Origin of the sequence: Achromobacter sp. SLBN-14, assembly GCF_006715415.1 — a bacterium.
In the GTDB taxonomy this organism is placed as follows: Bacteria; Pseudomonadota; Gammaproteobacteria; order Burkholderiales; family Burkholderiaceae_B; genus Achromobacter; species Achromobacter mucicolens.
On record NZ_VFNE01000001.1, the window covers coordinates 1,521,997 to 1,534,128 of the forward strand.

Here is a 12,132-nt window from a genome sequence, read left to right on the forward strand (position 1 = left end):
TTTGCATATCCGTCCCAGGCCTATACTCAAGCTGGGCCGGCCTCGTTCAGGCATCCGTTCCTTCGGTGCGCCGTTTGTACGCCTGTTGGGGGTGGCTAGGCGCGGGATGCTTTCGCACCAGCATCCCTGCATCTACGAGGGGATTCAAATAGTGCTTTCTCAGGGACGCGTCTGAACGGCGGAGTGTCTGAGCCAAGTCCCGGAGCGTTACAAAACGATCATCGCAAAGTGACACGATGAGTTCGGCCATCCGTTCGGGTGACATTCGCCCGGGGAGCGGTTTCCCCTCGAGGAGAATTTGTAACCGTTCTTGTAGGTCTACCCCCCCTTCCTCTACAGCGGCCTTATGTACAGAGGCGAGGTCGCTAAGTCCAGAGGTGGGCGCCTTATGTCCAGAGCTGGAAGGCGCCGCAGCGATCGCTTCGGCTGCTTGCGCCGAGCCGGTCGCGGGGGTAGCGAACAGTTCCGAATTGTCCTTTTTGTATCCTGGCAGGAAGTAAATCATCCCCCTACGGACGCCGTCCGACTCGAGCATCCCCGTCCGCACTAACGACGTCAGCGCGCGGGTTATGTCCACAGGGTGATCGGCGCACAGTTCCTTTACGCGTGCATGGTTAATGACGCCTTCCGCCGCCGCGGACACCAATACTAAGCGTTCCAGTTCCGGCAACTCTGCAAAGCGCTCGCCGAACCGTTCCTTCAGACCGTCAATGGCTTCCTCCGGAAACATGCTCTCCATACGCAGTTCCATGAGCGTCTGCTCTGGCTCATCCAACTCGTACAAGGAAGGACGCCGCCACTGTTGGCTTTGCCAGTTGCTATAGATTTTCGGTATCCCAGAACCGGCGTGATCACCGTACCCGACAAGCTGGAACATGGTCTGCAAGCGTCGATTTCTGCAATCACTATTTCCACCCGCCAGAGCAAGCTCCAGCGGAATGCGCATCCGCCCAGGATTTCTAAAACCGTACATATCCGGACGTTTGACCACGAGCACGGACACCCGTCCCGTGAAATCCGCGTGGATGAGCGTGTTTACCAAGGCTTCTCGCAAAGCCTCCGTCTGCGCGCTGTCCTCCACGCGCTGGCCGTCCACTAGGCGGAACGGCACCTTCGAACCATCCGTCAGCTTTTGATAGGTGCGCCGGAAGAAATCGTAGACATTGCCGGACCAGGATCCATCCGGAATCAGTCGATCAACCCACCTCTTTTCGGCCTTGGCTTCAGGCCGCTCTTGATAATCGACCATGTAGTTCGGCAGAACCTCCCGGATAGTCTCCGACTGCCCGAACATTAGGAGGCCGGCCAGTGTTAATCCGCTTCTGCCTGTCGCCCTATCTCGAGCGTAAGCGCCGATTTTCTGAAGGAAATCGGGAGTTCCCAGGTCTAGGTAGATATGGCCGGGGCGCACTGCCGAGAATCGGTTGCGATATGACGTAACGCTTTCGAGGTCCAAGTCCGCAATGTCGTAGTGCTCAAGGACCCGAGCATCTCGAGCGTCCTCAACCCTCTCTGCCATCATCCGGCGGACCTGCTCCTCGGTCGCTCTAAAGTCCCCCTCATTCCGACGCAAGTACGTGCCAGTCATGGGATTCAGACCAACGTGTACGGGCCTTTCCTCTCGCCTGGCTTGGCGAACTGAAACCACCACGATTTCGGTTTCGCCGATCGAAACTCGGCGAACGTCGTTGGGACCGAGGACGTTGGCGCTGATTTGATTCGTGTTGTGTGCGCCGTTCCACAGATCCTGAACAACCTTCTCCGCGTTGGGAACTCCCACAGCAATGAGGCCAGCCCCCCTTTCTTCTACGCCAAGCAGAATGTCGCCGCCATGCGTGTTGGCCATTGCACTATATGACTCCCAAAAGGACTTCGGCACCTGCCCCGCACCGTCTTTGCCGTGCGCCAGTTTGCATTCGACGTCTGTCGTCTCTGCGAGGTTCGCTAAGTCAAAATTCTGGCTGTAGAGCGTTGAGGCCATATTTCCTTGTCCTATACGATTACCTGGGACTCAAATGAGCGGGGTGCCCAGATCTTTCAAGCCGTGATTCGTCGCGGGTCAAAAAAGCCCTGCATAGCAGCCTGCACGCAGTCCCGCGCTAGCGGCCGTCGCAAGCTGTCGCTTCTATGCCCTTCACCCGATCACCTTCGCGCTCGGGAACATTCTGGCGCGGAGCTTCCCCAGTAGATGCTGCGCAACGCAGCCCCATAACGTAGCCAATATGCCCAGAAAGAACAGAGCGATAAAGCAAACCAAGGCATTCCAATAGAAGGGCCCGTATTTATCAAACTCCGAGACAACTATGTCACCAAACTCCGACGTCTTCTTGATCCAGAACCACGTCTGTGCGGACGCGAACATCGCCGCGAACAACGTCAGCCAGCCCTGAACCCTCGTCGGGGAATGGGGCTGCGCAGTGTCTGCAAGCTTGACCATCTAAAGCCTCCTCGGCTCGTTATTAATAGAAACCGCGCTCAATATAAGCGATGCGCGAAAAGCCACGAGCCATCCAGTGGTGCAGAGCACACCTTGTACCGGAGTGGTCCCAGTATTGTGCCGGGTTCGTCCCTGCCGAGTCCCAAGTTGGTGCCTATTCGGTACCGGCCTCGTCCCGAAATTGTCCCGGATTTGTCCACGTTGCGCCGTTCTTCACGCCCGAAAGGCGATTTGTATACGACAGAATTGCGCGCGAGCCCTTGTTTCAAGCTGATCTCGCTAGCTGTGCAGGTTTCGTTGTCAGACAAAAGAAAGCTGCTCTCCGCAAGAAAAACAACAAAAAATCAAAGGGATACCCGCACCCGCAGGGTGCGTCCTGTGTGGTGGCCTTAAGGGGCCCGGCGCCGCCCCTGGCGCCGGGGACTTTAAGGGCACCTGTGAGCGTCCGGGGGACGCTCACGAAGTCCGAAGGACGGCCCCGCCGGCGCAGCCGGCGGGACTGGACGCCCCGATCCAAGACGCCGATCATCCAAAGCAAAGGGCCGCCCCCCGGGCGGCCCTTTGCTTTGGCGGATGTTGCGGAGTGAGTGGAAGTCAGCAACCCCGGAGCGCCAACCACGAAAGACCGCTCCCGGCCAGATGCGGACATTCCCCTGACAGTTGCCTCTTGGGCCTTGCGCTCAGTCCATCGCGTGCGTCCTTTCAGTCGCCAAAGCTAGCCCAGCCTCTCTCCATGCTTCGATCCCCCCAGCGAGATATCGCGCTAGGATACCCTTAGCGTTAAGCGCCAATGCGATGCTGCGGCTGACTTCACGACCGTGGACGCAATAAACCATGACAGGTCCGGACTTTTCGATATTACGCATCCATTCGGTAGGCTGCGCAGGGTCTTGCCACTCAGAGCCTGCAATACTCTCGCAGGAAAGGGAATACACGGGACGCCGTCGCACGTCCAAAATTGTGATTGCGCCCTCGGCCGCCGCTTCAGATGCTTGGATTCCCATTCCTAAGCTCGCTTCATCTATCGCCCTGGCATATCGGGACGCGACGACATCCCATTGGACTCCAGCCATGAACGCGTCGACGTAGGCAGCTGCCTTCGCTCCAAAGTCGATGTGATAGGCGTGCTCGTACATGTCTAGTGCGAGCAACGTCGAAGCACCAGCCAATAGCTGGGTGTGGTCACCCGCCCACTGGTTGACCAACCTGGCCTCGCGCGAGGACCAAGCGAGGATCGCCCAACCGGATCCCCGGCTCATCGCTCTTGCCAGAGAGGTGAATTCCGCGCGCCACTGGTCTACTGACCCGAAATCGCGCTCCAATGCGACGGAAAGCCCGCCTGCGGGAACTATCCCATCACCTCCTAGAACCTCAAAGTAAGCCTCGTGCAGGAACACGGAGTTGGCTGCGAGCAACTCCTCTCGTTTGGCACCGATGAGCGAAAAAGCGAGCGTCGGTTTCCAACGCGATTCCTCCAGTTTTTTCCTAATGGCATTCAATCGTGCCAGCGCTCCCAGATAGTTGTTTTCATAGTGGCTGCGTACAAGCAGCCCACTCAGCCCGGAGACCCGTTCTGGGTCCACGAGGAACGGCTTCGCCATCAGTTCCATAATGACTCTCCCTTCACTTTGGTCCGCACCTATGGCGAGGCCGCCCGAACACCCGCAGACGCATAGTTCCAATTGTGGGCTTCGCCGCGTGCGTAGCGGCACCAGGCGAATAGCGCGTCATAAATCACCAGACCGCGTTCGAGCATCTCATGGTCATCAGGGAAATTCCGAGACAGCCCGAGTGATACGGCCAGAAGGCCGGCGCATTGTGGCGCGAGGTCCAATCTGCCTGTATCTGCCCCGCGCACGATCACTGCGAGTTCCTGTAGGCTTGAGTCGTGCAACTCGTATTGATCTAGAAACGTGTCGAAGCTGCATCGCTCCCCAACGTGCGTCAGGGTGACTCCTGGGATGTCATACGGCACAGCTCCAGTTGCTTCCGCTTCGCTCAGCACACAGTCGGCTGGAACATACAAGAACTCGGGGTCTTTATCGATGTACCGACTGATCAGCCAAGGACAGGCTATGCGGTCAATTTTCGGATGTTCTCGCGTAATCCATTTCATGGCGCCACCTCATAGGGTGAGTTTCACGATAAGGCCAATCACGGCGCAAGCCGCAATGACCTCGATAACACCGCGTTTGAACCTAAACAGCGCGATGGCGGCTCCCAGCGCAATCAGCGCCGAGCCCAGGTCGAACCGCCCTGCCTGGCCCTCCGGCCATAGGACGTGATATCCAAAGAACACCGCCAAGTTGAGAATGACGCCGACTACCGCTGCGGTGATAGCCGTGAGTGGCGCCGTGAATTTCAGATCTTCCTTAGTCGCTTCCACCAGCGGCCCGCCTGCCAGAATGAATAGGAAGGAAGGCAAAAAGGTAAACCAGGTGACGATAGTTGCAGCCAGCGCACCGGCCAGGAACAAAGCGTCAGGGCCCAAAAGAGCTTTCGCGTACCCCCCGACAAAGCCGACGAAGGCGACCACCATAATGAGTGGTCCTGGTGTGGTCTCTCCTAGCGCCAAGCCGTCGATCATCTGGATTGGCGTGAGCCACACATAGGTGTCTACGGCGCCTTGATAGATGTATGGCAGCACCGCGTATGCACCGCCGAAAGTCAGAAAGGCCGCTTTGGTGAAGAACCAACCCATCTGCGTATACGCACCGTGCCAGCCGTACACAACGGCCAGTACACCCATAGGCACTGCCCACAGCAAGCCCCCTATTCCCACAATCGCTGCCAATCGTGACCAGCGAAATCTGGCGTGCTCAGGTGTGGGCGTGTCGTCATCGATCAGAGCAGGACCGGAGCCCGTTGCGCCGCAGCCGTGGCGAACGCCAATACGAAAATGCTCCGGCCATTTCTTGCCACCAATGAAACCGACCACTGCTGCCGCTGCGACGATTAACGGGAATGGCACATTCATCGCGAAGATTGCAACGAACGCGGCCGCCGCAATGCTCCAGAGCGCCGGATTCTTCAGCGCTCGGGAGCCGATTCGATGCGCGGCGTGCAAGACGATCGCCGTCACCGCGGGCTTGATTCCATAGAACAGCCCAGCGATGACAGGGACGTCGCCCCAGGCGATGTACGCCCACGACAAGCCGATCAGGATGAACAGCGAGGGAAGCACAAAAAGGCCCCCTGCTACTACCCCACCCCTAGTCCTGTGGAGGAGCCATCCAATATAGGTCGCCAGCTGCTGAGCTTCCGGACCGGGCAGCAACATGCAGTAGTTCAGTGCATGTAGAAAGCGGCGTTCACTGATCCAACGCCGCCGCTCGACCAGCTCGGTATGCATGATGGCGATTTGCCCAGCAGGTCCGCCGAAGCTGATAAATCCCAGTTTCAGCCAGAACCAGAGCGCTTGGCGGAAACTCACGGGCAGCGGTGCCTCCACCGGGACACCGCCAGGATCCAGGGGCGGGGCTGCACCTTCCTGCATTCGAGTATTCATTTCCCGCCCTCTTTGGAAAAGCTAGCCGCCAAACCGTCAAAAACGCTACTAGCAAGAGCGAACAACTGGTCGTCGTCGCTGATCGTCTCGCGCAAACCAGCCAAGATCTGTTCCACGCCCGCGGCTTCCGCTGGCTGCACGCCACCAACGTCCAAGTAATGAACAATCGATCCCAGACGGTCCAACGCCGGACTCTGCAAGCGAAAGGCGGCCAGCAGGGTTTCGAAAGTGACCTTGGCACCGACATGCGAAAAAGTCGCCCCGTCAAAATCGAAACCCAAGGCGTCGCTCGGACAATCGACTGGCGACTGAAGCCATAGCAAGCAGGCGTCTGGATCGATGGATCTACGAATCAACCATGCACTAGCCAGCCGATCAACCCATGGGCGTGCCCGGGTTGCCCACGTGCGGCCCCGATAGTCGGCGGCGGACAGATACGGAATCGCGCTATCCGCAGCATGGGGTTCGTCCGGTGATAGCGCCCGATTTGCCCCCTCTTCCAGATCTTTCAGTGCGAACTCCGCTTGCCGTTGTGCCTCGCCGGCGAAAAAGTCGACAAGCGATATCTGTACAAACCGTTTGCGTAGCTTGCGGGTCTGCTTGAGCGTTTCCATGGCGCTGGCCGGAGTTAGCAAGCCGTGCACCTGTGCTACCTCCTTCATCAGCTCGGCATAGTCAGGCGACCGATCGAAAAGCGCCTGATACTCGCCCTCCTCGTCACCACTCACCGCTGCGTGAAGCAGATAGGCACTGCCCCCGCTATCGCGTACGTCCTGCGCAATAGAAGTCAAGGTGTCGTTGCCATCCTGCTTGGGCAAGATGTAGACACCGTCGCGCAACACAGCTGCCCCGCAAGATTTCAGGGCTCGCCAGGCGCGCATGCGTGCCGTGGCGTTTTCAGTGGGCAGGGAGAGGATCAGAGTCAGCCAGTTCATGAGCCAAGAGTACTCTTTTGAAGTAGCGTTATCTACAATTTTGTATCTATATCTACAAGCAACATAAACATGAGAACGCAATAGATCCCTAGTCGATCTCAAGGTTTTTCCTGCAACATCCCCCCAGGGGGGATACTATCGCCGCATGACGATATCAAACCCGCACCACCACCATGACGCAGTCGCTAAGCGCCTTAAGCGCGCCGAAGGCCACCTGCGGAGCATCCTGCAAATGATGGAAGACCATCGTTCCTGCCTGGATCTTGCGCAGCAGTTGCATGCAGTCGAAAAGGCGATATCCCAGGCTAAGAAAATCCTTATTCAGGACCACATTGACCACTGTCTGGAAGATGCGGTAGGCGAACTCAATGACGAGCGTCGACGCACCATCGACGAGTTCAAAGAAATTACGAAGTATCTCTAGCAGGCACACCCATGCTTTCCTTTTCCGATCTCCTTGCGCAAGGAGCCGCCCACGCGTGGCTGTTCATACCAAGCGCCATACTTCTGGGCGCGTTGCACGGTCTTGAGCCCGGTCATTCCAAAACGATGATGGCTGCGTTCATCGTCGCCATCCGAGGCACCGTTGGCCAAGCAGTGCTACTCGGTATCACCGCAACGATCTCGCACACATTGATCGTGTGGGGGATCGGCCTTGGAGGGATGTACTTGTGGCAGGGTGTGGACGCCGAAGGCTTGGAGCCCTACTTCCAGTTGGCATCAGGCTTGATCATCGTGCTGATTGCCGCCTGGATGTTCTGGCGGACTTGGCGGGAACAGCATGCGAACGAGTCGCACGACCACGATCATGGTCATTCGCACAGTGCGCATGCTCATGACGAAGAGCGCCGGGAAATTGACACAGGCCACGGCCGGGTAGTTTTGGAGGTCTTCGAGCAAGGTGTCCCGCCGCGCTGGCGCCTACGGACTATGAATGGGCGCGCGTGGCACGCCTTGGACGTCAGCGTTTGCACAGAACGTCCAGATGGCTCGGTGCAGCATTTTGCTTTTATGGATCGGGGTAAATACCTGGAGTCCGTCGACGAAATTCCTGAACCCCATCAGTTCATGGCGCGGTTGAGCCTGAGGCACGGCCATCACACACACAGCTATGACGTTGCTTTCATCGAAAGCGATGCACACCAGCACGATCACATCCACGAGGAACTCCGTGGGTTGGACGTGTCAGGAGAAGGCTTTCAAGATGCCCACCAATTGGCACATGCGAATGACATCCGACGTCGCTTTTCCGACAAGAACGTCACGAACTGGCAGATCGCGCTATTTGGACTGACGGGAGGATTGATTCCCTGCCCTGCCGCAATTACGGTGCTGCTGCTCTGCCTTCAGCTCAAGGAATTCACCCTAGGCGCAGTCCTGGTGCTGTGCTTTTCCATCGGTTTAGCGATCACGCTGGTCACCGTCGGCGCCGTGGCAGCGTTGAGCGTGCGTCACGCGACAAGACGGTACAGCTGGTTTTCGGCAGTCGCACGGCGCGCGCCTTACCTATCCAGCCTGTTAATCATCGCGGTGGGGATATACGTCGGACTAAACGGCTGGCTTGGGTTACAGGCGCTCCGCGGTTAACAGCGCCCCGCTCAGGAGTTAACACGTGCTTAGCATTCTTGCCAACCGCACTTATCGCCATCTCTTCGCCGCCCAGGTTGTCGCGCTCGTGGGTACCGGCCTGGCTACGGTGGCGCTGGGGCTCTTAGCCTACGACCTCGCGGGAGCCAGTGCCGGCGAGGTGTTGGGCACAGCGCTCGCAATCAAGATGCTGGCCTACATTGGTGTTGCGCCGATCGCGACCGCTTTTGCCGACCGGTTGCCCAGAAGATCGATGCTGGTGGCGTTGGACCTACTGCGCGCGGCTGTAGCCCTGGCACTGCCGTTTGTTACTCAGCCTTGGCAGATCTATTTCTTAATCTTCCTCTTACAGTCGGCGTCTGCCGCGTTTACTCCGACGTTCCAGGCAACGATTCCAGATGTGCTGCCCAACAAGGAAGACTACACGCGGGCCCTCTCCCTTTCCCGGCTAGCCTATGACCTGGAGAGTGTCGCCAGCCCAATGCTGGCGGCACTACTGTTGACCGTCGTTAGCTTTCACAGCTTGTTTTGGGGAACGATGGTCGGGTTCCTGGCATCGGCGGCGTTAGTGGTTTCAGTGGTGCTGCCCAAAGGACAGGCGCCCCTGCCGCGCGGCATCTACGAGCGTACAACGCGCGGCCTACGAATCTATCTGGCGACGCCGCGCCTTCGCGGCTTGCTGACATTGAATGTCGCTGTGGCGGCAGCGAGCGCAATGGTGATCGTGAACACCGTTGTGCTCGTGCAGGGAAATTTCGGACTCACTCAGCATGCCACCGCCTGGGCTCTCGCGGCCTTTGGAGGTGGTTCGATGGTGGCTGCGCTAGCCCTACCGAGCATGCTTGAGCGCGTTCAGGATAGGCGAGCCATGCTGGTAGGCGGGTTGGTGCTTGCAAGCGGTCTATTCGTGGGAATAGCTATCACCTCGTATGGCTGGCTTTTGCCACTTTGGGCCATGCTGGGCTTAGGCTACTCCCTGGCTCAGACCCCTTCAGGTCGATTGCTTCGGCGCTCCGCTCACCCGGAGGATCGGCCGGCCCTTTTCGCTGCGCAGTTCGCGTTATCCCATGCTTGTTGGTTGATCACCTATCCACTTGCCGGCTGGCTGAGTGCCAATGCCAGTGTGCCCACAATGTTCGTAGTGATGGGGGCCGTTGCCTGTATGGCTGTCGCCGCCGCAGCGGTGATCTGGCCTACAAGCGATCCTGACAGGGTTACGCATCGGCATCCTGACCTTGAACCAGACCACCCTCATCTAGCCTCAGGAATGGGGCACGCTGAAGATCATTCCCATGAGTTCATCGTGGACGACAATCATCGCCGCTGGCCTGACCGAAATTAAAAATGGCCCGGACAGTTGCCCGGGCCATTGCTTCTTGGTACTGCTTATCGTACCGACCGAGGTTTACAGAACGCGCTTGAGATCCTGATAATCCCCCGTCGTCTGCAAAGTGATGGTCACGTCCTGTTTGCTGCGATTCCGCCAGAACCAGCCGTGTTTACCATCGAATGCAGCTTCAATCTCACCCGAATCTTTGGTGACTTGACGTCCCTTGCCATAGCCATGATAGAAGTCTTTCGGTGGGTTGATGGGATCCCCATGCGTATCAAAGTTGACCGCCCCCCCCTGTGTGCTCCAGGTGTACGTCACCTTGGCGCCTTGCTTCATGTTCAACTTGATTTCGGCGCCTTGTCCCGGCCGTAGGGTAAATGTCGTTTCATCATTGCTCCCTGTCACGGCAGCCTTTTGAGAAGACTCGGTAACGGGCTTTGGCGCTGGCACAGGTGGCGGGGTGGCACTTGCGATGTTCTGCAGCGGCGGCGCGGACGCTTGGGGCACGGGTAGCGGCACGGCAGCGCCTGATGTAGCTGCGACGCCCTGTCCTGACGTCTTCCCCGCTTGCGCATCAGCGGCGGCCTCCTTTTCCAGCTCTACCTTGATGTCACCCATTGATGTCAGGCCGAGCACCTTTCCTACGCCGGTGGGATCAATGCCGTATTCGCCTGGCAGCACAGCGGTGACAAGAAGGACGGCGGCCACTACCGCCGCGATGGCAGTGGAGCGCAGGAGCTTTGCAGTAGACGGCAATTCAGCGCGCGTCGGAATATCGGTGTTGTACATAACTGAACCTCTTAAGCGGCGAAATAGCCGGTGAGCTGATATCCGATCAGCATGAAGCCGGCGCACATCATGGCGACGTTTGCGGTGTAGGCGTGGCGAAGGAAGCTGGCGGATCTGCGCCAGAAGCCCATCACAATCAGGATGGCCCCCAAAGCCAGTAGCTGGCCGATTTCTACACCGACATTGAATGCCAACAAATTGGGGATCAAGCCATCGCGGGCAATCTCGTACTCAAGGATCTTTGTCGCAAGACCAAAGCCGTGAAAGAAGCCGAAGACAAGCGTGGCGATCTTGGTATTAGGCTGGAATCCGAACCATCGCTGGAAGGCACCTATGTTGTCCAAGGCTTTATAGACCACGGACAAGCCGATGATGGCGTCAATCAGATAGGCACTGACCGTAGTGCCGAAGTACACACCCAGCAGCAAGGTGGTGGAGTGGCCGACCGCAAAGAGGCTTACGTAAAGGCCAATGTCGCGAAGCTTGTATAGGAAGAAGATGATGCCGAACAGAAAAAGCAGGTGGTCATATCCCGTGACCATGTGCTTGGCGCCCAGGTAGATGAACGGCAGTAGGTGAACGCCGCTGATTTCCTGGATGTAACCCTTGTCGCCCTCGGCTACACCGTGGCCGAATGCGTTTGACGCGAACAGCAATGCCAAGGTCAGCACTAGAACAGCAGGAGCTAGAAGACGGTTCAATAGGAACCCTCTTCCCTGCTCCCACGTGGGGAGTAAAGAATATTGCATCGTAGATCCTGAAAATGATTGATCGTGACCAGCCCGTCGGGGCTGACAGTTCAATTCAATTCAGAATCGGGGGGCCGGTCCTGTTGGCGCGCCGGGACCCAATACATCTGTCGCACGTATTGCGATACAGCCCAAGCAACCGGCGGCTCCCAGGTCGAGGCCGACGTGATCAGGTAATACTTCTGTTCGTGCGAGTGATCCTCTCCGACATGGTCGAGGAATGAAGACGCGAGGCAAGTTCCGACAGCGTCCGAAGCCTTCGAGCAGCCCAAGTCCGTCGAGATGATCGAATCATGAGTGAGCCCATCGCTGTGGTCGGTGACACCACTATGAAAAGGCGACCCGAGCAGCGGCACCAGCGCAACCAGAATGGCAAGCGCCAGCAACAAAATCGAAGGCAAGGACGGGGCTCGAGTAAACATGAAGCCAGCAGATTGAACGTCAGCAGACAAGCGATCCTATCCTACCCGGGGGGATAAGGCAAAAGCAGTTTGAACCCGTGAGCGTATCTGGATGATACCCATATGATTAAATACTACGAAGAGCTATCTGAAGCTCTTTCACCGAGGAGAGGCAATCATGAAGAAGATCGCATTTGCAATTGTGGCGATGTTGGTTTCCGTGTCCGCGATGGCGCATAGTGGCGGCACCGACAAGAACGGCTGTCACCGTGACACCAAAAACGGCGGATCACACTGCCACTGATCTCTGATACATGGGAGAGAGTGATTGCGTCGACCTCTCCCATGTAACGGTATTCACGAGAATGCACGCGATCAGACTGTGTATTTCTA

Annotated in this window: 13 protein-coding genes; 4 read left to right on the top strand and 9 right to left on the bottom strand. The window is 57.6% G+C overall.

Going from position 1 to position 12,132, the window contains the following annotated elements; translation table 11 throughout:
• Positions 1–46: 46 nt before the first annotated feature.
• From FBY20_RS06980 to FBY20_RS07005, 6 genes are all read right to left on the bottom strand, one after another.
• Entirely contained in the window at positions 47–1,981 is a 1,935-nt protein-coding gene (locus FBY20_RS06980) for an RNA-binding domain-containing protein (RefSeq protein ID WP_142051037.1), read from the bottom strand.
• A 153-nt stretch (positions 1,982–2,134) separates the two neighbouring features.
• Positions 2,135–2,437, bottom strand: coding sequence for a hypothetical protein (locus tag FBY20_RS06985; protein WP_142051040.1), 303 nt, complete (start codon positions 2,435–2,437; stop codon positions 2,135–2,137).
• Between the two features lie 680 nt (positions 2,438–3,117).
• Entirely contained in the window at positions 3,118–4,047 is a 930-nt protein-coding gene (locus FBY20_RS06990; protein ID WP_142051043.1) for a Fe-Mn family superoxide dismutase, read from the bottom strand.
• A 29-nt stretch (positions 4,048–4,076) separates the two neighbouring features.
• Positions 4,077–4,553: a chromate resistance protein ChrB domain-containing protein gene (locus tag FBY20_RS06995; RefSeq protein ID WP_142051046.1), complete on the bottom strand. Its 477-nt coding sequence runs from the start codon at positions 4,551–4,553 to the stop codon at positions 4,077–4,079.
• Between the two features lie 9 nt (positions 4,554–4,562).
• Positions 4,563–5,945 (bottom strand): chromate efflux transporter, encoded by a 1,383-nt coding sequence (gene chrA, locus FBY20_RS07000; protein ID WP_222119263.1) that lies wholly within the window; start codon positions 5,943–5,945, stop codon positions 4,563–4,565.
• Positions 5,942–6,880 (bottom strand): chromate resistance protein ChrB domain-containing protein, encoded by a 939-nt coding sequence (locus tag FBY20_RS07005; protein WP_142051049.1) that lies wholly within the window; start codon positions 6,878–6,880, stop codon positions 5,942–5,944. Before FBY20_RS07005 ends, chrA begins: the two co-directional genes overlap by 4 nt.
• Positions 6,881–7,025: 145 nt before the next feature.
• Here FBY20_RS07005 and FBY20_RS07010 point away from each other — a divergent pair, with 145 nt between their 5' ends.
• The 3 genes from FBY20_RS07010 to FBY20_RS07020 are packed head-to-tail and all read left to right on the top strand — an operon-like array spanning position 7,026 to position 9,809.
• Complete coding sequence (locus FBY20_RS07010; protein WP_142051052.1) at positions 7,026–7,304, top strand: metal-sensing transcriptional repressor; 279 nt, start codon at positions 7,026–7,028, stop codon at positions 7,302–7,304.
• 11 nt (positions 7,305–7,315) lie between these two features.
• Entirely contained in the window at positions 7,316–8,467 is a 1,152-nt protein-coding gene (locus FBY20_RS07015; protein ID WP_142051055.1) for a nickel/cobalt efflux transporter, read from the top strand.
• 25 nt (positions 8,468–8,492) lie between these two features.
• Positions 8,493–9,809, top strand: coding sequence for an MFS transporter (locus FBY20_RS07020; RefSeq protein WP_142051057.1), 1,317 nt, complete (start codon positions 8,493–8,495; stop codon positions 9,807–9,809).
• A gap of 63 nt (positions 9,810–9,872) precedes the next feature.
• Here FBY20_RS07020 and FBY20_RS07025 read toward each other — a convergent pair whose 3' ends face one another.
• The 3 genes from FBY20_RS07025 to FBY20_RS07035 are packed head-to-tail and all read right to left on the bottom strand — an operon-like array spanning position 9,873 to position 11,790.
• A complete protein-coding gene (locus tag FBY20_RS07025; RefSeq protein WP_142051060.1) occupies positions 9,873–10,589 on the bottom strand; it encodes a transmembrane anchor protein in 717 nt (238 codons plus the stop codon).
• An 11-nt stretch (positions 10,590–10,600) separates the two neighbouring features.
• Positions 10,601–11,338, bottom strand: a complete 738-nt coding sequence (locus FBY20_RS07030) for a HupE/UreJ family protein (RefSeq protein ID WP_142051063.1) — start codon at positions 11,336–11,338, stop codon at positions 10,601–10,603.
• A 50-nt stretch (positions 11,339–11,388) separates the two neighbouring features.
• Complete coding sequence (locus FBY20_RS07035) at positions 11,389–11,790, bottom strand: hypothetical protein (protein ID WP_142051066.1); 402 nt, start codon at positions 11,788–11,790, stop codon at positions 11,389–11,391.
• A 127-nt stretch (positions 11,791–11,917) separates the two neighbouring features.
• On the opposite strand from FBY20_RS07035, the gene FBY20_RS07040 reads away from it, so the two are divergent.
• Complete coding sequence (locus tag FBY20_RS07040) at positions 11,918–12,043, top strand: YHYH domain-containing protein (RefSeq protein WP_142051069.1); 126 nt, start codon at positions 11,918–11,920, stop codon at positions 12,041–12,043.
• Positions 12,044–12,132 lie beyond the last annotated feature (89 nt).

Excerpts from the sequence above, each read along its gene's own strand:
- FBY20_RS06980 (WP_142051037.1), bottom strand. The coding sequence starts at position 1,981 with ATGGCCTCAACGCTCTACAGCCAGAATTTTGACTTAGCGAACCTCGCA.
- FBY20_RS06985 (WP_142051040.1), bottom strand. The coding sequence starts at position 2,437 with ATGGTCAAGCTTGCAGACACTGCGCAGCCCCATTCCCCGACGAGGGTT.
- FBY20_RS06990 (WP_142051043.1), bottom strand. The coding sequence starts at position 4,047 with ATGGAACTGATGGCGAAGCCGTTCCTCGTGGACCCAGAACGGGTCTCC.
- FBY20_RS06995 (WP_142051046.1), bottom strand. The coding sequence starts at position 4,553 with ATGAAATGGATTACGCGAGAACATCCGAAAATTGACCGCATAGCCTGT.
- chrA (WP_222119263.1), bottom strand. The coding sequence starts at position 5,945 with ATGAATACTCGAATGCAGGAAGGTGCAGCCCCGCCCCTGGATCCTGGC.
- FBY20_RS07005 (WP_142051049.1), bottom strand. The coding sequence starts at position 6,880 with ATGAACTGGCTGACTCTGATCCTCTCCCTGCCCACTGAAAACGCCACG.
- FBY20_RS07010 (WP_142051052.1), top strand. The coding sequence starts at position 7,026 with ATGACGATATCAAACCCGCACCACCACCATGACGCAGTCGCTAAGCGC.
- FBY20_RS07015 (WP_142051055.1), top strand. The coding sequence starts at position 7,316 with ATGCTTTCCTTTTCCGATCTCCTTGCGCAAGGAGCCGCCCACGCGTGG.
- FBY20_RS07025 (WP_142051060.1), bottom strand. The coding sequence starts at position 10,589 with ATGTACAACACCGATATTCCGACGCGCGCTGAATTGCCGTCTACTGCA.
- FBY20_RS07030 (WP_142051063.1), bottom strand. The coding sequence starts at position 11,338 with ATGCAATATTCTTTACTCCCCACGTGGGAGCAGGGAAGAGGGTTCCTA.
- FBY20_RS07040 (WP_142051069.1), top strand. The coding sequence starts at position 11,918 with ATGAAGAAGATCGCATTTGCAATTGTGGCGATGTTGGTTTCCGTGTCC.